The sequence below is a fragment of the Caproicibacterium amylolyticum genome, assembly GCF_014467055.1.
In the GTDB taxonomy this organism is placed as follows: domain Bacteria; phylum Bacillota; class Clostridia; order Oscillospirales; family Acutalibacteraceae; genus Caproicibacterium; species Caproicibacterium amylolyticum.
In genome coordinates this window covers 1,243,341-1,266,724 of the sequence record NZ_CP060696.1, presented here as the reverse complement: position 1 = coordinate 1,266,724, position 23,384 = coordinate 1,243,341, and the positions used below count along the sequence as shown (strand labels likewise).

21 protein-coding genes and 1 tRNA gene are annotated in these 23,384 nt (G+C 45.9%); 10 read left to right on the top strand and 12 right to left on the bottom strand.

Annotated features, from left to right (window positions below; genetic code table 11):
• Window positions 1-2: 2 nt before the first annotated feature.
• Window positions 3-1,460 carry a glutamate--tRNA ligase gene (gltX, locus tag H6X83_RS06045; protein WP_212508228.1) on the bottom strand — a complete coding sequence of 486 codons (1,458 nt, stop codon included), beginning with the start codon at window positions 1,458-1,460 and terminating at the stop codon, window positions 3-5.
• Between the two features lie 120 nt (window positions 1,461-1,580).
• Here gltX and H6X83_RS06040 point away from each other — a divergent pair, with 120 nt between their 5' ends.
• From H6X83_RS06040 to H6X83_RS06010, 7 genes are all read left to right on the top strand, one after another.
• Entirely contained in the window at window positions 1,581-1,769 is a 189-nt protein-coding gene (locus tag H6X83_RS06040; protein WP_212508227.1) for a hypothetical protein, read from the top strand.
• Between the two features lie 140 nt (window positions 1,770-1,909).
• Window positions 1,910-2,236: an SCP2 sterol-binding domain-containing protein gene (locus H6X83_RS06035; RefSeq protein WP_212508226.1), complete on the top strand. Its 327-nt coding sequence runs from the start codon at window positions 1,910-1,912 to the stop codon at window positions 2,234-2,236.
• 282 nt (window positions 2,237-2,518) lie between these two features.
• Window positions 2,519-2,594 (top strand) — tRNA-Pro (locus H6X83_RS06030).
• Between the two features lie 344 nt (window positions 2,595-2,938).
• Window positions 2,939-3,754 (top strand): CAP domain-containing protein, encoded by an 816-nt coding sequence (locus H6X83_RS06025; RefSeq protein ID WP_212508225.1) that lies wholly within the window; start codon window positions 2,939-2,941, stop codon window positions 3,752-3,754.
• Window positions 3,755-4,109: 355 nt separating this feature from the next.
• Window positions 4,110-4,667 (top strand): ECF-type riboflavin transporter substrate-binding protein, encoded by a 558-nt coding sequence (locus H6X83_RS06020; protein ID WP_212508224.1) that lies wholly within the window; start codon window positions 4,110-4,112, stop codon window positions 4,665-4,667.
• 92 nt (window positions 4,668-4,759) lie between these two features.
• A complete protein-coding gene (locus H6X83_RS06015; RefSeq protein WP_212508223.1) occupies window positions 4,760-6,487 on the top strand; it encodes an ABC transporter ATP-binding protein in 1,728 nt (575 codons plus the stop codon).
• On the top strand, window positions 6,484-7,317 hold the full coding sequence (locus H6X83_RS06010) for an energy-coupling factor transporter transmembrane component T family protein (protein WP_212508222.1): 834 nt from the start codon (window positions 6,484-6,486) through the stop codon (window positions 7,315-7,317). Before H6X83_RS06015 ends, H6X83_RS06010 begins: the two co-directional genes overlap by 4 nt.
• A 92-nt stretch (window positions 7,318-7,409) precedes the next feature.
• On the opposite strand, the gene H6X83_RS06005 is transcribed toward H6X83_RS06010, so the two are convergent.
• The 5 genes from H6X83_RS06005 to kduI form a co-directional block, all read right to left on the bottom strand.
• Window positions 7,410-8,210, bottom strand: a complete 801-nt coding sequence (locus H6X83_RS06005) for a gluconate 5-dehydrogenase (RefSeq protein WP_212508509.1) — start codon at window positions 8,208-8,210, stop codon at window positions 7,410-7,412.
• A 78-nt stretch (window positions 8,211-8,288) separates the two neighbouring features.
• Window positions 8,289-9,422 carry a glycoside hydrolase family 88 protein gene (locus tag H6X83_RS06000; protein WP_212508221.1) on the bottom strand — a complete coding sequence of 378 codons (1,134 nt, stop codon included), beginning with the start codon at window positions 9,420-9,422 and terminating at the stop codon, window positions 8,289-8,291.
• Between the two features lie 5 nt (window positions 9,423-9,427).
• Window positions 9,428-11,158 carry a DUF2264 domain-containing protein gene (locus H6X83_RS05995; RefSeq protein WP_212508220.1) on the bottom strand — a complete coding sequence of 577 codons (1,731 nt, stop codon included), beginning with the start codon at window positions 11,156-11,158 and terminating at the stop codon, window positions 9,428-9,430.
• Between the two features lie 35 nt (window positions 11,159-11,193).
• A complete protein-coding gene (locus H6X83_RS05990; protein ID WP_246419545.1) occupies window positions 11,194-11,991 on the bottom strand; it encodes a carbohydrate-binding protein in 798 nt (265 codons plus the stop codon).
• A gap of 17 nt (window positions 11,992-12,008) precedes the next feature.
• On the bottom strand, window positions 12,009-12,851 hold the full coding sequence (gene kduI / locus H6X83_RS05985) for a 5-dehydro-4-deoxy-D-glucuronate isomerase (protein WP_212508219.1): 843 nt from the start codon (window positions 12,849-12,851) through the stop codon (window positions 12,009-12,011).
• 169 nt (window positions 12,852-13,020) lie between these two features.
• Between kduI and H6X83_RS05980 the strand changes: the two genes are divergently transcribed.
• A complete protein-coding gene (locus tag H6X83_RS05980) occupies window positions 13,021-13,881 on the top strand; it encodes an AraC family transcriptional regulator (RefSeq protein ID WP_212508218.1) in 861 nt (286 codons plus the stop codon).
• A gap of 87 nt (window positions 13,882-13,968) precedes the next feature.
• Here H6X83_RS05980 and H6X83_RS05975 read toward each other — a convergent pair whose 3' ends face one another.
• Both H6X83_RS05975 and H6X83_RS05970 read right to left on the bottom strand, forming a co-directional pair.
• Window positions 13,969-14,154: a hypothetical protein gene (locus H6X83_RS05975; protein WP_212508217.1), complete on the bottom strand. Its 186-nt coding sequence runs from the start codon at window positions 14,152-14,154 to the stop codon at window positions 13,969-13,971.
• A 169-nt stretch (window positions 14,155-14,323) separates the two neighbouring features.
• The gene (locus H6X83_RS05970; protein WP_246419543.1) at window positions 14,324-15,094 is read right to left on the bottom strand and encodes a heparan-alpha-glucosaminide N-acetyltransferase; all 771 of its coding nucleotides are present in this window, start codon (window positions 15,092-15,094) and stop codon (window positions 14,324-14,326) included.
• 521 nt (window positions 15,095-15,615) lie between these two features.
• On the opposite strand from H6X83_RS05970, the gene H6X83_RS05965 reads away from it, so the two are divergent.
• Window positions 15,616-16,167, top strand: coding sequence for a DUF4854 domain-containing protein (locus tag H6X83_RS05965; RefSeq protein ID WP_212508216.1), 552 nt, complete (start codon window positions 15,616-15,618; stop codon window positions 16,165-16,167).
• Window positions 16,168-16,401: 234 nt separating this feature from the next.
• On the opposite strand, the gene H6X83_RS05960 is transcribed toward H6X83_RS05965, so the two are convergent.
• Window positions 16,402-17,244, bottom strand: a complete 843-nt coding sequence (locus H6X83_RS05960) for a helix-turn-helix domain-containing protein (protein WP_212508215.1) — start codon at window positions 17,242-17,244, stop codon at window positions 16,402-16,404.
• Window positions 17,245-17,407: 163 nt separating this feature from the next.
• Here H6X83_RS05960 and H6X83_RS05955 point away from each other — a divergent pair, with 163 nt between their 5' ends.
• Window positions 17,408-18,367 carry an L-rhamnose/proton symporter RhaT gene (locus tag H6X83_RS05955; RefSeq protein WP_212508214.1) on the top strand — a complete coding sequence of 320 codons (960 nt, stop codon included), beginning with the start codon at window positions 17,408-17,410 and terminating at the stop codon, window positions 18,365-18,367.
• Window positions 18,368-18,407: 40 nt separating this feature from the next.
• Here the strand turns inward: H6X83_RS05955 and H6X83_RS05950 are convergent, their stop codons facing one another.
• From H6X83_RS05950 to H6X83_RS05940, 3 genes are all read right to left on the bottom strand, one after another.
• Window positions 18,408-19,022, bottom strand: coding sequence for a thymidine kinase (locus H6X83_RS05950; protein WP_212508213.1), 615 nt, complete (start codon window positions 19,020-19,022; stop codon window positions 18,408-18,410).
• Between the two features lie 213 nt (window positions 19,023-19,235).
• Entirely contained in the window at window positions 19,236-21,032 is a 1,797-nt protein-coding gene (gene pepF, locus H6X83_RS05945; protein ID WP_212508212.1) for an oligoendopeptidase F, read from the bottom strand.
• A 161-nt stretch (window positions 21,033-21,193) separates the two neighbouring features.
• Window positions 21,194-22,882 (bottom strand): methyl-accepting chemotaxis protein, encoded by a 1,689-nt coding sequence (locus H6X83_RS05940; RefSeq protein WP_212508211.1) that lies wholly within the window; start codon window positions 22,880-22,882, stop codon window positions 21,194-21,196.
• Window positions 22,883-23,384 lie beyond the last annotated feature (502 nt).

Here is a 23,384-nt window from a genome sequence, read left to right as displayed (position 1 = left end):
TATTATTTCTTTAGTTTGTCCAGCCCTGCCTGCAGCCGGTGCAGAGATTCTTCTTTTCCGAGCAGTGAAAGGATTTCCATAGCACCGCCGGGGGTGACCGTCTGCCCTGCAGCAGCAACACGCACTGGCCAAAGCAGTACGCCGTTTTTCACTTCCAGCTTTTTCGCCAAATTCAGCAGATTTTCATGCAGGGATGCAACACTCCAATCTGTCAGTGCTTCCAAATCCGCTATGGCAGCTTCCAGCATGACTGGCGCGTTCTCAAGGTTTGCCTTGCTCTTCTTGTTAATGAAAATATCTTCTCCATAGTCCGGAATTTCCTTAAAGAAGGCAATCATTTCCGGAATGTCAGGCAGTTTCAGTACACGCGGCTGCAAAACGTCCGCCAAAATGGTCCAGTCCTTTTCGGCATCGCCAAACACTTCGCAGAAATACGGCATGGCTTTCTGGATAAACTCCTGCTGCGGCATCTTTTTAATGTATTCGCCGTTCATCCATGTCAGTTTGTCATAGTCAAACACAGCCGGACTTTTGCTGATGCCCTCAATATTAAAGTTCTGTGCCAGCTCGTTCAGCGTGAACAGTTCCTGTGTTCCCTTGGGTGCCCAGCCGAGAAGCGCAATATAGTTAACAATTGCCTCCGGCAGGTAGCCCTCTTTAACTAAATCCTCAAATCCGGTGGAACCGTGGCGCTTGGAAAGCTTGCTGGTGCTGCCGTCTGCATTGCGGCCCATAATCAGCGGGAGGTGCACATAAGTCGGCACTTCCCAGTCGAATGCCTCGTACAGCAGGTTGTACTTTGGCGTGCTGGTCAGATATTCACAGCCGCGTACAACATGGGTAATATGCATCAGATGATCGTCAATGACGTTTGCAAAGTTATAAGTCGGATAACCGTCTGACTTAATTAAAATCTGGTCCTCCAGCTCATTGTTTTCAATAGTGATGTCGCCGAAGACGCTGTCCGTAAATGTCGTGCTGCCCTCAATAGGCATCTTCTGACGAATGACCCACGGTGTACCGGACTGCAGCAACTTGTCCACTTCTTCCTGCGGCAGGTCGCGGCAGTGGCGGTCATACCCGCCAAGACCGTTTTCATCATGCAGGGATGCCAGGCGTTCTTTCGAGCAGAAGCAGTAGTATGCCTTTCCTTCTTTAATAAGCTGCTGTGCATACGGCAGATAAATATCTTTACGTTTGCTCTGCACATAGGGGCCGTACTCTCCCCCAATGTCCGGACCTTCGTCGTGCTGTAAGCCTACTTGCTGCAGTGTATGGTAAATTACATCGGTGGCACCTTCCACAAAACGTTCCTGGTCAGTGTCCTCAATCCGCAGAACAAAGGTGCCTCCCTGGGACTTTGCAATTAAATATTCATATAAAGCTGTGCGCAGGTTGCCAACATGCATAAACCCCGTTGGGCTGGGCGCAAAGCGGGTCCTGACTGTCTGGTTCTCCATATAATAACCCCTTTTCGTTGACGTTCTTTTTATTATACCGAAAAAGCAGATAATACGCAATAAATTTTCCAGTGTAATTTCACAGATTCGTGTAAATCCTACCTACAGGAGGTGAAACACATGCAGGAAAACGAAACGAAACAGCAAAAGGGCAGCACACAGCAGGCCATGTTACAGCTTCCAGTCTACATGCAGGAAACCATTCACGGCCTTGCGCTGGAGGAAGGTTCCGCTGAAGCTGTAACAAAGTTTGCAGAAAATTATGTGCAGCAGGAACAGCAGTCCCCAAAAGGAAAAGTTGAAAAATAAGCAGCCGACTGTGCGGATTGGAACCAGAGAAGCAGACTTTTTTCAAAGTCTCTTCTCTGGTTTTTACAATTTTTCTGTTTGCCATCTCATAAAAATATGATATACTGAAAAACAAGAAATCATACAAGGAAGTGGACAGATTGGCATTTCAGGATACTTATCAGCTGATTCATGAAAAAATGGTGGGCAAAGCGGCACGCACAGATTTAAGCAAAATTGGCAACTTGACGGTTGAAGTTTTACTAACCGGAGAGGGCGGCGGCGCCTTTTATGCTTCTGTAAAGAACGGTGAGTTTCTCATGGAACCGACAGCATGCTTAAAAAAAGACCTCAGTGTGCAAATCTCTGCCGAAGATTTTTTGGATATTGTTAACCGCAGACTAAACCCCATGACCGCGCTTGCACATGGAAAAATCAAAACTAAAGGTAACCTGACAAAAGTTCTGCAGCTGAAAAAGCTGCTGTAAAAAATAAAATCCGCACGGGCAAAACTTGTCCATGTGGATTTTATTTTTTACTGTATATTAATGTTTTAATATCATCTATACAGGCAAGTGAATTCTGACGAATTTCTGCTATAAGCTGTGACGGAAGTTATGTGGTCATTAATTCAGAAATAATGTAATTAGACACTCATTTTTGTAAATGCATTGCATTATTTAAAACACCTTCAATACTTTTATGTTTGATAAAATACTTGCATTTTCTTAATAGTTGTGCTACAATAATGAACGTTGCAAAAATGATATCCGGGTGTAGCGCAGTTGGTAGCGCGCTTGACTGGGGGTCAAGAGGCCGTGAGTTCAAGTCTCGCCACTCGGACCATATGATAAACCGCACTGTTGAGTCAAAAATGGCTTAACAGTGCGGTTTTTTCTTCCCATGTATGGACTAAGTGTGGACGAAACAGACTAAATTTCTTCTGCTTTTAATAGGTATTTTAATCCATTAAGCAGGAACGTTATAAGTTCACTATATCATTAAAAATCGAATTCGGGCACATTCACTCTGCAAAATCAGCCACCGCAATTTGAAACTCTAATGATTTCTATCTCTCAATGGTATTGGTAAGTTTTGTGCGTTGCTATGTCTCTTTTCCAGTGGTAACATAACCATAAGCAATATTACATATTTGTAATCTGCTTAGATTTTGAAAAGGAGATAAGAACATGAATTTTAAATTGCTCGCAATCATCGCATCCTTAATTGCCAGTCTTACCGCTGGCGGCGTTGCTTTAACGCAGACTCCGGCTAAACCCACGTCCGAGTCGGCTGCCAGTTCAGCGGCAAGCACTTCCTCCTACACAGCTGTAGAGCTCGTTTCACAGCAATCTTCCTCCAAAGTCAGCAGCAGCACTGGTGCATCTGTCAATACCAGCTGTGGTACTTCTCAAAAACAATCCAGCTGTCCTACATCTTCTAATGTAGGCAAACCAACAAGCAGTACCGTTAGCCATACCCCCAGTCAGTCATCTTCAGTTACTTCTGATACATTACCGCCAAGCAGCGCTGTCAGCATCCCGGTAAGCAGTTCCAGCGCATCCCACAGCTCTTCTTCTGCGCAATCCTCAAGTGCAGTATCCTCACAGATTTCGTCTGGCTATGCTGCTTTTCAAAATGAAGTGGTCACGCTGGTCAATCAACAGCGGGCAGCCAACGGTTTGAGCGCTTTATCCGTTAATACGCAGCTAACAAGAACTGCCACTCTGAAATCTGAGGATATGGCCAAACTGAATTACTTTGACCATACTTCACCAACATATGGCACTCCGTTTGAAATGATGAAGCAATTCGGTATCAGCTACCGCACCGCAGGAGAAAATATTGCATTAGGCCAGGTTTCTCCGCAACAGGTCATGACAGGCTGGATGAACTCCGAAGGACACCGCAAAAACATTTTGAATGCTTCTTTCACACAAATCGGTGTCGGCATTGCCAAAAACACAAACGGACAGTATATTTGGACCCAGCAGTTTATTGGCTAAACATAACCAGTTCTTATAAGGATTATGATATTTAAACATTCACTCTCCCCTTTCTATTTCAGAAAAGATTAGAATTTCAAGTTAAAAACGCCCTGCCTGTTAAACCGGATATAAACGGTATAACAGGCAGGGCGTTTAAATTACATTTTGAATGGTAAATATATATTTACACAGTTGCATCTAAAAATTTCAAAATTTGCTTGCAAATATTCCTGCATTTTATGATCAAATTTCCTGCAAATTTCATTCCATGTATTGCTTTTTATCATTGCAATTATTATAATGTAGTAGTTAAAATAGCGAAATGCGGCACATTCGCTTGACTATTTCGTAAAAGTATAATGGAGGGAAAGACATGAAATCTTTGAAATTCGGTATCCGTGAAGTTGTTGCTACAGGTATTGGTACTGCACTGTTCGTTGCACTGACAGAAGTACAGATTCCGGTAGGCTTCATCCCAAACACGTCCCTGCAGCCTCGTGCTGCTCTGCTGGCATTCTTTGCCGCTGTGTTCGGCCCAGTGGCAGGCGGCATTATCGGTCTGCTGGGTCACGCGCTCGGTGATGCGCTTTTCTACGGCAGTGTATGGTGGAGCTGGGTTTTCCCCGATGCACTGTTTGGTATCATCATGGGTCTGTTTGCAACGAAATTTGCCATTAAAGAAGGCAACTTTAACAAGAAGAATACGATTCTTTTCAACGTTGTGCAGGTAATCGCCAATTTGGTAGCATGGGGTGCCTTGGCACCTGCGCTTGACATCCTGATTTATGCTGAACCGGCTAACAAAGTCTTTACACAGGGTATCTGCGCATTTGCTGCCAACATTATTATTATTGCAATTCTCGGCACATTGATTTCTGTGGCATACACAAAAATTGCCGGAAAGTCATCCAGCCTGAAAAAAGAAGAATAAATTCTGTTTCTACATAATTTATCTCATACAGGGCGGCAGTCAGTCATTCGGCTGCCGCCCTGTGCTGTAATTCATACAATAAAGGAAAGATTATGGAACCTATCATCGAATTTAAAAACTTTACATTTAAATACCGCTCCCAGACGGAACCAACCCTGTACGACATTAACCTGCGTATTTTCCCGGGAGAAAAAATATTGATTCTTGGGCCCTCCGGCTCTGGGAAATCGACTCTGGCCCACTGCATTAACGGACTTGCTCCCTTTTCCTATGCCGGAACCAGCACCGGCGACTGCCTTGTAAACGGCCGCCCCGTTAAGGAGCAGGGAATTTTTGAGCTTTCAAAAACGGTGGGTACTGTTCTGCAGGACACCGATGGACAATTCCTTGGCCTGACGATTGGCGAGGATATTGCATTTGCACTTGAAAATGATATGGTTTCCCAGGAGGAAATGTACAAGCGTGTGAATCAGGCCGCAGAAATGGTGGATTTGTCTGGTATGCTTGACCATGCACCAAATGCACTTTCCGGTGGGCAAAAACAGCGTGTTGCCATTGCAGATGTACTGGTAAGTGATGTAAATGTGCTGCTTTTTGACGAACCGCTTGCCAACTTGGACCCTGCCACCGGCAAACACACTATTGCGCTGATTGATGACATCCAGAAAAAGCACGGTACCACCATTTTAATCATTGAACATCGGCTGGAAGATGTATTATGGCGTGATGTTGACCGCATTGTTGTAATTGGGAACGGCCGCATTACTGCCGATACAACTCCGGACAAACTGCTCTCCGGCAGCCTGCTCTCCGAGCAGGGTATCCGCGAGCCTCTGTATTTGAGTGCACTAAAATATGCTGGATGCACAATTGAAGAATTTGCTCATCCTCAGCACATTGAAACCATGAATCTTTCTGCTTCCTGTATTGAAAATGTACGCAAATGGTTTACCGCCTCCCCTTCCCTTTCCAAATCTCCAGTAGCGGAACCGCTGTTGGAAGTCAAGGACCTCTGTTTCGGTTACACGCAGAATCAACCCGTACTGCAAAACGTCAGCTTTAAATTGCATCGCGGCGAAATGGTCAGTCTGGTCGGCCGCAACGGTGCTGGAAAATCTACGCTTTCCAGTCTGATCTGCGGCTTTTTACAACAAAGCTCCGGCACAATCCTACTGAACAGCAAAGACATTTCTCCCCTTTCGATTAAAGAGCGCGGGGACCACATTGGTCTGGTAATGCAGAATCCAAACCAGATGATTTCCAAACCAATGATCTACGATGAAGTTGCCCTGGGCTTAACGGCACGCCGCATACCAGATGTAGAAGCCCGCCCCCGTATTTATGAAGTACTGAAAACCTGCGGTTTGTACCCAATGCGCAACTGGCCTATTTCTGCATTGAGCTTTGGGCAGAAAAAACGTGTGACCATTGCTTCTATTCTGGTGCTCAATCCCGAGATTATGATTCTGGATGAGCCAACCGCCGGTCAGGATTATCGGCATTATACGGAAATCATGGAGTTTATTAAACGGCTCAATCAGCAAGTCGGTGTTACCATTCTCATGATTACGCATGATATGCACCTGATGCTTGAATATACTGACCGCGCTTTGGTACTCGCGGAAGGGCACCTGCTGGCAGATGAAACTCCCGCACAGGTATTGACAGATACACAATTAGCAGAAAAAGCGTACTTAAAGCGTACAAGTTTGTATGATCTGGCACAGCGCTGCGGAATCACAGACTGCTCCGGTTTTGTAGAACGATTCATTCACTACGACCGCAGCCTGCGAACTGCAAAAGAGGAGGTGCAGCAATGAATCGACGTCTGCTGTCTTACGAAGAAAAAGATACCTGGATGCACCGCCTGTGCGGCGTTACCAAACTCATTTTTTTCCTGCTGTGGTCCATTACCAGCATGCTTACTTATGATACACGCGTACTGACAGTCATGTTGGCACTGAGTCTTCTTTTCTTTCGCATATCAAAAACGGAATGGCGGCAGGTCAGCACAGTTTTCAAATTCATTCTGCTGTTCCTGTGCATTAATCTGATTGCAATTTTTATTTTCTCACCTTATCAAGGAACCAGTATTTACGGCACGCAAACATTGCTCTGCAAATTTCTGCCGGGACACGATATTACTTCGGAGCAGTTATTTTACGAATTGAATATTCTGCTTAAATACTTAACGGTCGTACCAACGGTATTTCTCTTCCTTGTAACGACAAATCCAAGTGAATTTGCCGCTTCCATGAATCGCGTTGGCATCAGCTATAAAGCAAGCTACGCCATCGCGATTGCGCTCCGCTACATCCCTGACATACAGGATGATTATGCGAAAATTAAAAACGCTCAGGAAGCACGGGGAATTGAAATGAGTGGCAAAGCAAAACTTGGCAGCCGCATCCGCAACACCTCCGCCATCCTGTTTCCTCTTATCCTTTCCAGCATGGACAGAATTGATGTTGTTTCCAATGCCATGGAACTGCGTGGTTTTGGAAAACATAAAAAGCGCAGCTGGTACATGGGACGGCCGTTGCTGCGCAATGACTATCTGACGCTGATTTTTACAGTTGTATTTTGCACAGTAGCATTGATTCTTACATTTTCTAACGGCTCCAGATTTTATAATCCGTTTGTGCACTAAAACTGCATACATGAAAAAATCGTATTGGTAAGCTTAATGCGCAGCTTACCAATACGATTTTTTTGCCAAATTTAAAAAGATAAATTGATTATTTAAGGCTGTTTGCCAATATAAGCAAGAATTCCGCCGTCTACATACAGAATATGTCCATTCACAAAGTCAGACGCATCTGATGCAAGGAAAACAGCCGGCCCCATTAAATCCTCCGGCGTACCCCAACGTGCCTGCGGTGTTTTGGACACAATAAACTGGTCAAAGGGATGGCGGCTGCCGTCCGGCTGACGCTCCCGCAGCGGAGCTGTCTGCACAGTTGCAATGTACCCCGGCCCAATTCCATTGCACTGAATATTGTAAATGCCGTATTCCGACGCAATATTTTTTGTCAGCATTTTCAGCCCGCCTTTGGCTGCGGCATAGGCAGAAACGGTTTCACGGCCCAGTTCGCTCATCATAGAACAAATATTAATGATTTTGCCGTGCTTTCTCTGCATCATACCCGGCAGCGCCGCCTTTGAAACAATAAATGGTGCATTCAAATCAATGTCAATTACCTGCCGAAATTCCTCTGCCTTCATCTCGGTCATCGGAATCCGCTTGATAATGCCGGCATTGTTCACCAGAATATCGACTGCACCAAGCTGCTGTTCAATATTCTGCACCAGCTTCTGTACCTGTGCTTCATCGGTAACGTCACACAAATAGCCTTTGGCATCAATACCTTTTTCATGATAGGCTTGCAGTGCTGTATCTAAATGCGCCTGACTGCGGCAGTTAAATGCAATTTTTGCCCCCGCCGCCGCATAAGCCTCCGCAATCGCAAAGCCAATTCCGTAGGCTGCGCCGGTAATCAGCGCAACCCGCCCTTTTAAAGAAAACATCTGACTGCAGTCCATTTTTTTCACACTTTCTGTTTTCCTGTTAATGGCCGTAAGCAAAATTAATCTGCCCGCCGATTCTGTTCGCCGCTGCGTTTACCAGATAAAGAAATCCTTTTGAAGCAGCCGCAGAATCCCCTCCAAATAAAAGTAATCACCGTAAATCAGGCTTTGCTGCTCTGTGCCGCCGTGGTAATCGACCTTGCCATTTCCTACAATGCCGTCATGTGCGGGATTCCAGTCACAGCAGCGTTCATCTAAAGCACACAGCAAGCGCAGTGCGCCAGTCTGATAGAGCCGCTTTTCTGTTTCTGAAACATGTTTCGCAATTTCCAACAAGCCGCATGCTGCACAGGCACCGGCGGTTGCGTCATAATAGATTGGCTTTTCCGGTGCGCGGAAATCACAAAGCGGCAGATACTCTGTTGCCGCCGCATTTGTCAGGAAATAGTGCGCTGCACGCTTTGCGGCATCTAAATAACGTATTTCTTCGGTATGTACATAACTAATTGCAAAGCCGTAAACCGCCCATGCCTGCCCGCGTGACCAGGAGGAACCGGCGGCATAGCCCTGCCCGCCCGGCGTTTCCAGCAGTTCACCGGTCTGCGGGTCAAGAATAGCAATGTGGCTGCAGGAACCATCCGGCCGCATCAGCTTTTCCAGTGCCGTATCCGCATGGCGGCAGGCTGCCGCGGCAAAACGCGGGTCCTTTTCCCGCTCCCCTGCCCAGTACAGCAGTGAAAGATTCATCAGGCAGTCAATAATCATCCAGCCCGGTCGATTTTCGTTCCATGCGCAGATGTAATTGCCAAGTGGATTAAACCGCCCCAGCAGCAGGCTTGCCGCGTGTTCACCACGAACAAGTGACTGGTGGTTTCCGGTCAGCCGGTAATCTGCAACCGCTGTGTGCATCCACATAAAGCCAACGTCATGGTTCAGCGCCGTAAAGTCCTGCAGCGCACGGTCAAGCTGTTCCTCCAGATGCACCGCGCTGTTCCGGTAGCATGCCTTCCCAGTTGCGTGGTACATCTGCCACAGAATACCGCCCCAAAAACCGTTTGTCCACCACGCGATGTCTTTTTCCGCCCAGTCAATTTGATAATGTCCGTCCTCGGCAATGTACGGAATTTTATTTTTCAGTCGGCCGCACTCCGCCTCCAGCTTTTGGGAAAGTTTTGAAAAGGAGTCTTCTGCCCACTTTCTTTCTTCCTGTGTCAAAAAGTCCTGCATATGGTTCACTCCTGCTCAAAATACGTGATCTGGGTACGCAGTTCCTGCGTGCCTTTGTGAATTTGATAGACGACCATGGGAATCGCTGTTTTCGGTGCATTCAAATTGGTGTTTGGATCCGGCACAAGCACTTTGCCGCAGCCATTTGCTGAACCCGCTTCGGCTTTGCAGTATCCCCCTGCACTGCGCACCTCGGCAAACGCCGCTTGCTCTTTACAGCTAAACTCACAGCGGTCATCTGTCGGAATTGCAAATCCACAGTCGCATGCAGTACAGTCTACATTACTGGTTACTTCATGAATACGCAGGTGTCCGCGTGCATTCGGAACAATGTGTGTTGTAACCTGAATCCCTTCAATCGGCGACCAGGAGCAAACAACTCCATCAGCACTTATCTTTGTGCTTTCCGCCGCGTTTTTCACAAAACAGCAGCCATAAACCTGAAAGGCCAGCATGCTGTCCGGCGCAAGTTCCGCCAAAGTCATTTGTGACCGTGCAATACTGAATGCATACTTTGCGGAATAGGCAAATTTGGAGTATTTTTCAATGGAATGGCTGTGTCCGTCTGTTTGTGTGCGCCCCGGCACAAGTGCCACAGCATCACCATTTCCATGCTGTAAAATCATGTCGGCATTCGGCAGAAATTTTTGCTTTTCCAACTGCGGCAGCGGTGCAGCCTCCGCGTTCCAGAATGGATGATCATCCGGCAAAGCAAGGAATGCAAATGCTTTCAAAGCCCAATACGGTGAACCGGGGCCATTGTAACTTTCTGACATCTGCAAATTGGGATAGGCATAACCAATAGTCAGTACACCCGCATTGTCAAAAATCGGCTGGTTCAGCCACCATGTCAGGTGCCGCACCAAAATTCCTTTCACAACCGGCAGCGGAAGCACCTCTACCCCCGCCAGCAAGCTGATAGAGAAAAACTCCGCCTGCGCAAAGCGGTAAGTCATCGAGCGCCCATAGGCGATAGACGGCCCCTCTGCTGAAAACCAATAAATATAATCCTTAGCAAACTCTTTTGCACGCTGGCAAAAACGTGCACACCGCTCTGGCTCCTCTTTTCCCATAAATATGGAATAGAAAAGGCCATAGCTCACCATAACGAAAGGATTGTAATAGTCTTTTTCGCCGCCGTTTCCATCGTTGTACCAACCGCCTTGATCATAATAGCTTTCCAGCATGGCGAGTCCGGACTCCATGCGTTCTTTGCTGTAAGGCTGACCGCATTTATACAGTGCAAGGTTCGTAAGGATTGCAAACCACTGCCAGTTGCAGGCGCAGCACTCGTGGCGGTTGATTTCCCACAGCCATTCTGTAAGATTCGCCTTTTCCTGTTCAGAAAGCGGATTCCAAACCTGCTCCCGTGCAAACAGCATGCCGTAAGCGATCACAGCCATTTCACAAAATTTTTGATCGTAATCGTGACATTCATGCCAGTAGTCCGGGTTTTTTGGATTGGAACCGGCAGCAAGGCCGCGCCGATAAATTGACTCAAACACCTCGTTTTTGCCGCCGCCCGCCCAAAACGGCACCAAACCCCAAAGCGGCCGTGCAAAAGCTTCCATGGGAATGGTATCATTTTCATACAAGGTACTGGTCACGCCAAGTGAAAGTCGTGCGCCGCTCTCACTGTAAAACGATTTCAATGGCTCCAAAAGTTTCAGCAAAGATGTCTGCGCAAACGCTTTCGCTGAAAAATCCTGTTCGGTAAAGTGATATTGCTTCCACATTGCTTTTCAATTCCTCCTGCAATTCTGCAAAAATTCTATTGCTCCGCTTCTGTACCGTACAATTCTATCTGTGTCAAAGCCGGAAAAGGCGACTCCCCCTCTGCCATCCTTAATTTCCGCAGAGTAACCTTACAAATCGTTCTGGGCTGCAAAGTAAAAACCTGTGTTTCACCGGTCTTTCGCAGAGAAAGCATTTCTTCACTTCCGTCATCAAAAGCCAACACCGCTGTTTCCCAATAATTGTCGTGCGGAAAGTCTGCACGCAATGTCAGCCGCACTTCGTCCGCTGTAACCTTCCTGCCAAAATCGATGGTCAGCTGCGCATTCGGGTCACGGTTGATTCCCCAGCTTTGGTATGGATATGCACCGTGCGCGGTATTTTCAAAAATACCATCAATCGCATTCCGTGCCGCAAAAACCGCCTCACCGCGTGTTTCCACATTCGCAGCAGCGTGCGGAAAGAAACCATGCTCTCCATGTTCATCATAAGGATTATAAGACAAACAGTGCCGCATCTGCAAATTTTCTTTTGCTGCCACACGTGCGCGAATCAGGTGGCAGCTTCCGGTGAAACTCTTAGGAGAATAATTTTTACGGTTATCCTCCGGTGGAATACAAAATTCAGCGCTGATTCCCTTTACAAAAATGAGTGCCGGCGCCATACTGTCCTCAAACTGTACAACACAAAAAAGTCCCGCGGTATCAGTTTCCAGTGCGATTTTATCACCCTCACAGTAGGGGGCCGTGTGCCGCAGGCTGGCCCTCTCGCCCATGCTGCTGGCCGCCAGTGTATTTCCCTGCCGGTTGAGTACCTTTAACTTGATTGACGGCATGATTTTCCTTTCCGCAGTTATCGAAGATCTGCAATCGCAATATTGTCCATATCATCAAAGGCCTGATTTTCGCCGCCCATAGCCCAAATAAAAGTGTAGTTGCTGGTACCGGCGCCTGCGTGGATGCTCCAGGATGGACTGATAACCGCTTCTTCGTTGTGCACAAGGATATGGCGTGTTTCCTGCCCCTGCCCCATCATGTGAAAAACTGCCTGATTTTCCGGTACCTCAAAGTATGTGTAAATTTCCATGCGGCGCTCATGTGTATGTGCAGGCATGGTATTCCAGACACTACCCGGTTCCAATACCGTCATGCCCATCGAGAGCTGGCAAGTCTGCAGCACATCCGGGTGAATAAACTGGTTAATCACGCGCTTATTGCTGGTGGCTGTATCGCCCAGCGGACGTTTTGCCGCCTCCTGAATGGTAATTAAGCGTGTTTTATACGCGCAGTGTGCCGGTGCGGAAACCATATAAAACTTGGCAGGGAAAGCACTGTCGTCGCTCTCAAAAAGGACCTCTTTGGTACCCTGTGTTATGTAAAGGCAGTCTTTGTAGGCCAGCGGATAAACCACGCCGTCTGCTGTAATGCGCCCGCTGCCGCCGATATTAAAGATACCGATTTCGCGCCGCTCCAAAAAATACGCAGTGCCAAAGTTTTTCCATACGTTCATACCTTTGTCAATGAAAACCTGGCCGTGCACCGGCATACAGCCAAGTGTGACCATCCGGTCCACATGGCTGTAAACAGCAGTCACTTCATCCGGCCTATAAAGATTCTGTATCAGAAATTCCCGCCGCAGTTCCTCTGTATTATAGCGCTGCACATCTTTCGGATTCACAGAATAGCGAATATCCATGTTGATTACTTCCCTTTTTATGCTGTTTTTTGTACGGCCCTGCCGCTTTAAGAGTAGTATAACATTTTATATTTGCAAATTCTTTGCGATAATTCTATAAAATATTGCATTTGTTGAACCCCGGTGCTAAACTGATACTGTAATTTACTGCACACAGGGGGCGCCTTAAATGACCGCATTCAGCAACTGTAAAGAAGCTGTACAGCACTGCATCACGCAAAAGACCTTTTCGGTCGCTTATTTATTCAGCGAAGAAAAGACCATGAATCTGCATGTGCACGATTGTTATGAGCTGTACTTTTCAATCGCCGGCGGCAAAAAATTTTTAATTGGCGGCCAATGTTATGGCATCGAGCCTGGGGACTTGTTTGTCATTAACCAATATGAAAGCCATTACCTGCAGCAGGTGGATGCCATGGCGCATGAGCGTATTGTACTGTCGATTTATCCTGCATATCTGCAGCAGCTTTCTTCTGCACAAACTGATTTAACAGCCTGTTTTCGCCGGCAAAATCGAGCCGGCGAAAACAGGCTGCGCCTTGAAAAGGATGCGCAAAAGCGGTTCATTTACTATGTTCATAAAATTACCAGCACTCGCGGCTTTGGTGAAGACCTGCTTTCCGAGGCGGCACTTGTGGAGTTAATGGTTCTGGTCAACCAAAAATTTCTGGAAAACCAGAGTATCACAGCCGAACAGCCATTTCAATATAATGAACTGGTAACAAAAATTATAGAATACCTAAACCAGCATATTACCCAGTCCTTAGCACTGGACCGGCTGGCTGCCGCCTTCTTCATCAGTAAGTCCTACCTTTGCCGCATATTTAAACTGGAAACCGGCACCACGATTGTAAAGTATCTCACTGCCCGCCGCATCAGTATTGCAAAATCTCTACTTGCCCAAGGCAGCAGTGTGACTGCCGCCTGTGAAGACTGCGGTTTTAATGACTATGCTAACTTTGTAAAGAGTTTCACCAAACTGGTTGGCATTTCCCCAAAGCAGTACGCACTTGGCTGCGCTTCACGCTAAGTGACAGAATAAAAAATTCCACTGCCGCAATAAGCAGTGGAATTTTTTTATTCTTGTGCGCTGCTTTCTATACACCGCAGCCGTTTGTTAATTGAGTACAGCTTCCCCGGTCCATGCAGCAAGTTCATCTGCCGCTTCTCCATTGGACTCCGCAATTCCCTGCAGGATATTCAGCATATCGCAGGCAACACCTGATAGGCACTTTACTACTGAAGCGCCGCAGAAAATCGCAACTTCTTTTATCAAAGTCAGCTTCGTAAATTTCTCACTCATACCTTTATCCCGCTTTCTTCATTCATAAATTTCTTGCTGAAAGCACACCTGTAAGCACCTTCATGCACTCAAGCTTCTAATCTCTTATTGTCTTTATAGCACATTTCGGCAAAAATTGCAAACAGTCCTTCCACTACAAAGCAGGAGATGTTTCAGCAGGAAAGTAAGGTTACGGCATTTTTTTAAACGCAGCTGCCAAAAGCAGATAAATGACCGGCTGATGCAGCATATAAAGGATCAAGGTATGTTTTCCCAAAACGTTCAGCGGATAAATTTGCACATGAAGCAGCTGGTGCTCCATTCCCCTTTTCCCCACTGCCCGATGCAAAAAATAACCGACAAAAAACAAAAGGATCCAAGGCAGCAGCGGAAAATAATCTGCTGAATAAAAACCAGCATCCAAAAATCCAAGATAAGTCGAAAAATAACCATGATATAGCTGCTGTGGCACTGTCGCCAGCTTCCATCCGCCGATACCGATACTGCCAGTTTTCAAATTCAGCAACAGCAAAAACAAAACCATACTGCAAATCAACCCTGCCACGGGTGGAACTTTTCGCAAAATCTTTTCACAGGGAATCATCAGCAGCATTGCAGAACCTAAGAAGGTCAAAACGCCAAAAACGATACGGTCATTTGGCATAAGTAAAACGGTTACAGCAGTAACCAACAGTCCGGCGGCAAATACTGTGAGACCACGTTTAAGCGGTTTGTGACCAAATGGCCAGCAAAAGCCGGAAAGCAGAATGAATCCCCAGCAAATGCTCTGCTGCCAAAGGAACCCACCCTGACCTTGATACCAAGGCAGTGAAATCTGAAACAAATTGACAAGGTCCCACACAGTATGGTACACAATCATGCTCAGCAGAATGATTCCTCGTAGAGCGTCTAAGAACTCATACCGCACTGGTTTTGCCGCCTGCATTGTACTATTCTGCAAACCTGCAGCCTCCATCATAATCCCTGCCCTCTCATTTGAATAAAAGCACTAACACTGCCCATATCACGTCAGCAAGCAGCAACCGCGTTTAATAAAATTTTATCATGAACGTCTAGTGATGAACCTGGATTTTAAGGGCATTATTGTCATAAAAGCAAGACCTGCATTCACCTTGTTTTTACACTGCAAAACGGAATTTCAAAAGAATTAAACGACAGTTTGTCCCCAAATACCATTGTTTTAAAAATTTCTATTTATTAAATAAAAAATTCATTCAAACAAGAAGAAATTTAGAACTCAACTTTTTGTGCAGTAATTTTATCCAATAAAGTAAAATATTTTCCTGCATTTATAAGCTGATTGCCATATATTTCTGGAGTAACTCCTGTAATTGAGTTTTTTCTGGTCATTGGCCGTTTCGTTTTTTCCCACGGATACATAATGACTGGCAGTTATTTCTTGACTTTGCCGTCTTGATTTTAGTATAATATAAACAATTTGTTAAGAAATGGAGAAAATTTATGAAAAAATTACTGAAAAACATCGCCTTGGCAGCAGTCGCTGCTGCTATGGTTCTGTCTATGACTGCCTGTGGTGGTACTGCACCCTCTGCCTCTGCCGCGGTATCTTCCAGCAGCACAGCGTCTGTATCATCTGCAGAAAGCAGTCAAGCTGAAAGTTCCTCCGCAGCTGACAGCAGTGAGGATCAGGAAAATTCCGAAGATACTTCTGCCGCAGATACAAGCAGCAAGTTTGCATCTCTGGAAGAGTATGTAAACTCACCTGAAATGCAGTCACAGCTTTCCACGCTGACCGCTTCCATGGCAAAACAGGGTCTTGACATCAAAGTAACTGGAGAAGGAAATAAGCTTATTTACACCTACACCTTTACTAAGGCACAGAAGGTTGATGCTAAGGCACTTAGCGCTGCTCTGGAAAAACAATCCTCCACCTTTGAAAATATTGCCTCTTCCCTGAAGCTGGCCGCCAATGTTGAAAACCCGGTCGTAGTGGTACGCTATCTAAATGCAGATGGTTCTGAACTGGTCAGCCGTGAGTTTAAAGCTGCCTAAAACCAAATTGTTCTTGCTGCGCCTGCCCCGGCAAACCGGAGCAGGCGTTTTTTAGCTGCTTGGAATTCCAATATTTCTGAGTAGAACACTGCTTTCTACAGCCATGCAAAACGCATCAGATTCTAACCAAAACCGGTGTATTGGAAGGAACAACTCACCGGTTCCTGTTAGCTGCCAAAAACACTTCACATATAATAAAAATTGAACCCTATGAAAAGCAGCAGTGATATCTGGTCACTGCTGCTTTTCATGTATACTCTTCTTTTGAAAATGCTTTAAAAGCTGTGCAAAATACCGAATATCGGTGTACCCTGTGCTGTCTGCCGCTTCGCTCAAGGTGCAGCCCTTCCGCAGCAGCGCCTGTGCACGGTCAAGCCTTGCCTCTTTTTTCATCTGGGAAAATGTTTTCCCATACTGGTTCACTAAAAAGCGCTGCAGCTGCCGCACACTGATATGCAGCAGCCGGCTAAGTTGTTCTTCTGTTATGTCAGTGCAATGCTGCAAAAACATCTCATCAATTAAATTGACACGTCTGTCTGCAGACACCGTAATCATGTGCTCCGCCGGCTGCTGGTTTCCAAAATAGCACCGTACCAGTTGGATAAGAACCACCTCCAGTTCATTACGAATAACTTCCGCAAATCCAAAGCGATGGTTTTCACATTCTGCCGCAATTCTGTCGAATGACCGCAAAAAGCAGCCGGAATCTGTTGAAATCCAGAAAGCAGTATCCTGCAGAGCATGGCTTTCGCATGAATCCGATTTATTTTTTTGCTTCATTGCGCTGAATCCAAAACAATATTCTTTCATGCAGTCCGATACATCGGTCTGCTGTTCATGGTAGAAATTTGGGCCAGTCATATAGATACAACCTGCATACAGAGGGTAAGTTTCGTTGTCAGTCCGCAGTGTTCCGCGGCCGCTGTACACCAGGTGCAGTTCATAGTAATACTTGCCATGATGATGTCGGGGAAAAGAGCATTCAAAAGTTTCCTTCGTAAATTTACAAACCCGTATTTTAAGACACTCGAATGGAAAGTCCAATTCCATATCTGCAAGCTGCAAGGTTGTCTGCATGCTGCTCTCCTCCATTTCCAGCTTTAAAGGCGATTATAACACAAAGCTGCGAAGAATGCGACACTTTTCAAAGAAACAGGTCGTTCCGGCGTATTTACATACGCTTACGCTCTGTTATAATAAAGAGCAGACTGCAACATAATTTTTGAAAAGAGATGCCAACATGATCACTGCTTACCTGCTGCTTCTGCTCTCCGGAATCTGTCAAGGAAGTTTCGGGCTCGGCTACAAAAAATATGCTCCGCTTTCTTGGGAAGCTTTCTGGTGGATTTACTCACTGTTCTGCCTTCTGGTTTCGATTGGTTGGGCCGCTGCTGCTCAGCCGGAATTGTTCCCACTTTTGGTACAGGCCGGATTTGGCAAACTGTGGCTGCCATTTTTGTGCGGTGTGGTTTGGGGTGTTTCCACTATTGCGTTTTCAAAATCAGTACTGCTGATTGGAATTTCACTTTGCTTTGGCATCAATATGGGAACCTCCGCGGCAATCGGTTCAGTGCTTCCATTCTGCCTTTCCGGAAAGCAGCCGTCTGCATCATCCGTTGGCTTTTTAGCCGGTGGACTGCTGCTGACGCTGCTTGGTATTGCTGTGATTACAAAAGCCGGATTGATGAAAGAGCAGGCACAAAAAAGCGGCAATACAAAGCTTGGCATCCGGCTCGCCGTTATTTCTGGGCTGTGCTCCGGGATCATGAACGTTGGTTTTGACAAAGCTGCTCCGCTGGGAAAAGCCGCAGCTGATTCCACTGCCGCAGCCGCTGTGCAGTGGCTGCCTGTGCTGACTGGCGGTATGGCAGCTTCCATCCTCTGCTGCACCGTGCTGCTATTTAAAAAGAAAACATGGCATACTTTTGCCTGCAAAGGCGCAGTGGGCAGAAGCGGAATCCTTTTCCTTACATCTCTGGTATGGTTGGCTGCACTGGCACTGTATGGAATCGCTGCAAAAAAGATAGGCGATGCTGGCAGCAGCATCTGCTGGCTGATTTTCAACGCTCTGGCGCTGGTGGTCAGCAATCTGTGGGGGCTAAAGACCGGCGAATGGAAAGGCGCACAAAAAGCAAAAAAGGTTCTGCTTCTTGGCAACATTATCATTGTTGCTTCCTGGCTGTTGACAGTGCAGATTTAAACCTGCACTTTTACATATATAGCGGCACTCTTATTCCTGATTATTTCACTGCATGTACAATTTGCGATTCTTCTTTTTCGTGAACATTATTCACACGTTTCCAGCAATGATAGCACATGGCAAGGTAGGTATCATTACCGCCCAAAAGGATCTGGCTGCCCTCCCGAATGATATTTCCGGCACTGTCAAAGCGGGCATTGACAGTTGCTTTATTGCCGCATCTGCACAGTGCTTCAATTTCAATACAGGTATCCGCAAGCTCCAACAGCCGCCTGCTTCCCTCAAAAAGTTGTGTCCGAAAATCCACCTTTAAACCGTAACAGTACACTGGAATGCGCGCACTGATGTCTTTGAATTCTTCCACCTGCTGTGCTGTAAAGAACTGTGCCTCATCGGCAATAATAACGTCCGGCAGCGAATGATGCTCAAAGTACGCAGTCAGCGACTGCCCCGGCTCAACAATGACCGCTTCTGCTTCCAATCCGATGCGGGACTTTACGATATTGTACCCATCCCGCGTATCTACGCTTGGCTTCATCAGCAGAACGCTGTAACCTTTCTCCTGGTAATTATAACGTGTCATAAGCGCATTTGCGGTTTTTGAGGAACCTACAACTCCATAATAAAAGCGCAATTCCTTCGGCAAATTTGACATCAGCAAAACCCCCATAAAATTTCATATTCTCAATTAGCAGGGCACAAGACAGGGCAGCCACCAATTCCAGTAGCTGCCCTGTCTTTATTCGTATTTTATTCCGTAGAAAGACTTTACGGATACTGTTTCATTTTTGTGAAGCAGGTTCCCGCAGCTGCAATTTTGCACCCCAGTGCGACAGTATTCAAAACACATTCTTCTGCTCTGAAGCGTTTACAGAGCACGTTCCAGCATATCCAACAGTTCGTCAAAGGTGTGGATCACGTCTTCCATCGGCTTGGCGGTTGCCATGTCCACACCGGCTTTGCGCAGCACATTGATTGGGTAATCACTGCTGCCACTCTTAAGGAAGCCTTTGTACTTCTCGACAGCATCTTCTCCCCCGCTCAGAATCATGCGGCTGAAGGAATTGGCAGCAGCATAACCGGTTGCATACTGATACACATAGAAGTCGCGGTAAAAATGCGGAATCCTTGCCCACTCCATATCATTTTCGGAATCGACCGTCATTTCGGGGCCATAGTATTTCACGTTGACATCATGCCAGAAAGCACGCAGTTCCTTCGCTGTCAGCTGCACACCTGCTTCCGCTTTTTCGTGCGTGAAAAGTTCAAACTCTGCAAACAGCAGCTGACGGAACACCGTAGTGCGAATCTGCTCAAGCTGGGAATTAATCAGATACAGCTTCCGGTTTTGGTCGGTTTCCTTGTCAATCAGGTGGTGAATCAGCAGTGCTTCATTGGTAGTAGAGGCTGTTTCTGCACAGAAAAGAGAATAATCCGAGTAAATATACGGCTGATTTTTCGTGGAGTAATAAGTGTGCAGCGAGTGACCCATTTCATGTGCCAGCGTAGAAACACTGTTAAGGTCATAGTTGAAATTCAGCAGAACATAAGGCTGCACATCATAGCAGCCAGAGGAATATGCACCGGAACACTTGCCTTTGTTCGGATAGCGGTCAACCCAGCCACTTTCAATGCCTTTGCTGAACAAATCAAGGTATTCTTTGCCGAGCGGTGCCAGACCCTCCTTTACCGTCTGCACCGCCTCATCAAATTCGTAATGCCTTTCTGGTACATCGATGACCGGCACATACAGGTCATACATGTGCATATCAGAAAGCTTCAGCAGCTTTTTTTTCAAGCTCACATAACGATGGAGTGAATTCAAATGGGCGTTAATGGTTTTCAGCGCTGTATGGTAAACTTCCGTTGGAATATTGTTTGGGGCAAGCGAGCACTGCAAAGCAGAGGTATAATGATGCTGCTTTGCCATAAAAACAAAGTTTTTTACGGAAGAGGTCAGCAAGGAAGCAAAAGTATTCTGGTACTTTCCATAGGTATTGAACAGCGCCTGAAATGCCTCCTTGCGCACCTGCCGGTCTTTGGAAGTGATGAAGCGGTGATAAGTGCTCTCTGTCAGCTCAACCAACTGGCCATCCTCATTGTGGATTTCAGGGAATGTCATATCCGCATCCGTCAGGAAATCATAAGCATTGGAGGGTCCCTCCAGACAGTCAGAAACTGCTGCCAACAGTGTTTCACTGCGGCTGTCCAGTGTATGCGGCTTTTTCTTTAAAATCTGCTCCAGCGCAAAACGGTAAAGTCCCAGTGCCGGCTGTTCTTTTAGTTCCTGCTCGACGGTTCTCTCCGGATAAGAAAGAATTTCCGGCTCAAAGTATGCTTCTTTTGCCGCCAATTCCGACAAATACGCGTTGATTTCTGCACGCAGCGCAATGAATTCTGCGTTAGCAGTATCTTCGTCGGCACGCCGGTTGGCATATTCCGCAAGTTTACCGGCTGTTCTGGAAACCTTTTCATCCAGCTTGAAGAACGCCAGCAACTGGTCAGCTTTGTTCAGTTTTCCGCTGAACTGCGGCAATTTTTCTGCCTCTGCTTTCAGCTGTTCAAAATCTGCCCTCCACGCTTTTGTGTCAGGATAAATTTTTTCAATCGCCCATTTATCACTGGCGGCAATTTCTGCTCTGGTTTTTACCCTCTGGTCACTCAATAAAAGCACCTCCAAATGATTCTTATATAAATCTGTAATTCTGTATTAATCTCTAATATCATTAACAGCATACTCCCCCTGCTGTATTTTTTCAAGTCTGCTGCAATAAAAAACAGGCCGCTGCAAAGACATACTCTGCAGCGGCCTGCATATGTAATTTTTTATTTGCGCAGCTGAATCCAGTTGATTTCCCCTTTGAGGTTCTCTGCCTGTTTGGAAAGTTCCTCGCTCGCTGCGGCGCTCTGCTGTGCTGTCGCAGAATTGGTCTGGATAACCGCGGAAACCTGCTCCACGCCCAGATTAATCTGCGAAATCGCGGTTGCCTGTGCAGTAGATGCATTCTCAATGTCATTAATCTTCGTATTAATTGTCTGAATGCTTTCTGCAATTTCTGACAGCGCTTTCGCTGTATTATCAGCCAGCGTCAGGCCATCCTGTACTTTACCAGTTGAGCTTGCAATCAGCACAGAAGTCTGCTTTGCAGCATCAGCAGAACGGCTGGCCAAGTTGCGGACTTCTTCTGCAACAACAGCAAAACCTTTTCCTGCTGCCCCCGCGCGAGCCGCTTCAACAGATGCGTTCAGTGCCAAAATGTTGGTCTGGAACGCAATGTTGTCAATCACTTTAATAATCTTGCCGATTTCTTCAGAAGAAGTTGCAATGTTGTTCATAGCCGTAAGCATCTCATTCATCTGCTCGTTGCCGGTTTCAGCTTGGGATGCAGCAGAATTCATTTCCGATGCAATGGCCGTAATACCTGTTGAATTCTCCTGTACTTTCTTGGAGACTTCCTCAATCTGGGAGGAAAGCTCCTCCACAGAACTGGCCTGCTCAGTTGCACCCTGCGCCAGTGCCTGCGCACCGTTTGCAACTTCGCTGGAGCCGCTTTCGACCTGTGCTGCGGATTCATTGATAGAGGTGAATATCTCATTCAGGTTATTGAGAATAATGTTCAGTGCCTTGGAAATCGGAGCAAAGTCGCCTTTGTAGGTACGCACTTCGGTGTGGTCGCACTTACCTTTTGAAATATCCTCTAAGATTTGAGAAACTTCACTGACAACATCCTGCAAAGAAGCAAACGAATCATTTAATGCAGCTGATGCAACACCAATCTCATCCTCGGATATATAATTAGACCGAGCTTTCAAGTTGCCATACGAAAGCTGAACAGCAGAATCAGAAAGTTCATTCAGCGGTTTGCTGATTGATTTGGTGATTCGTACCTCCAAAGTAACCGCAACGACAAGGCTGAACGCAGCGATAATCAATATCACAATAAAGATTATTCTTGTTTCTGCAGTATTTTCATCGTAACTTGTCTTAGAATTCTGTTGGCGGACACTCATAAACTGCTGATATGTGTTTAGAATCTGGTCACCAACAGTGCTGGCCTCTTTCAGCAGGCTGGATGCACTGGAAGTACTGCCTGCTCCCTGTGCGGCCTCAATGGCCTGCTTTAATTTAGGCTCGTAACTGTTTTCATACAACTTTTCCGCAGCATTCAGCTTTTCCTGCCACTCTGCAGTTTTCACAGTCTGCATCAACGCTGCATGCTTTGTTTTATAATCTGCAGTGTAGGTATCCAGCCGTTTGGTAAGTTCCTGATACTCACTTGCATTATTTCCATTCAAAACTGCCGCATTACCTACAGATTGAATCGACAGCGAATCCTGCATGACTTCTGTAAGGACAGGCAGCGAATCCATGCGTCCCTGCATTTCTGCTTCCGTATTCACAAGGCGGTTCATCGCAAAAACACTGATAAATGACAGTATCAAAATCAGAATGATCATTGTTATAAAACTGCCGGCTAATTTTTGCTTGATTTTCAGTTCTTTCAGTTTCTTCATTTTGAGTTTCCTCTCATCAAATTATTTCGAACAGTTCACAGCTGAGTCATAATTATTCAAAAATGTTTTTGCTAGTAAAAATAAATCGACTCAAAATTCATTCATTTCACACGTATTGAATAATTGACTTGTAAATTTACTATAATTATATCCTACCCTGATGAGCAAGTCAATGGGTTTGAAAAAATATAATATAATATAATAAAATTACACATAGTTTTCTTGATTTCGTTCATTTTTACTATTTAATAGTGTAAAAGATATATCGTTTTATCAATTTTACGATAGTTAGTTATCTCTATCTACGCTTTTTATACACTGCACCACCACAAAAGCAGTCAGAAAGTTTGTGCTTCTCCGCCCGCCTTGCAGTGCAATTTCATTCATGGATTTATTAAATGCTGTTGGCAAATTTTTCAGCATTTCCTCTGACAAAAATACAGTGTGTTTGACAGAAGCAGCTGTTCGATTACTATTCGCACATGAAAAAACGTATAAAAAG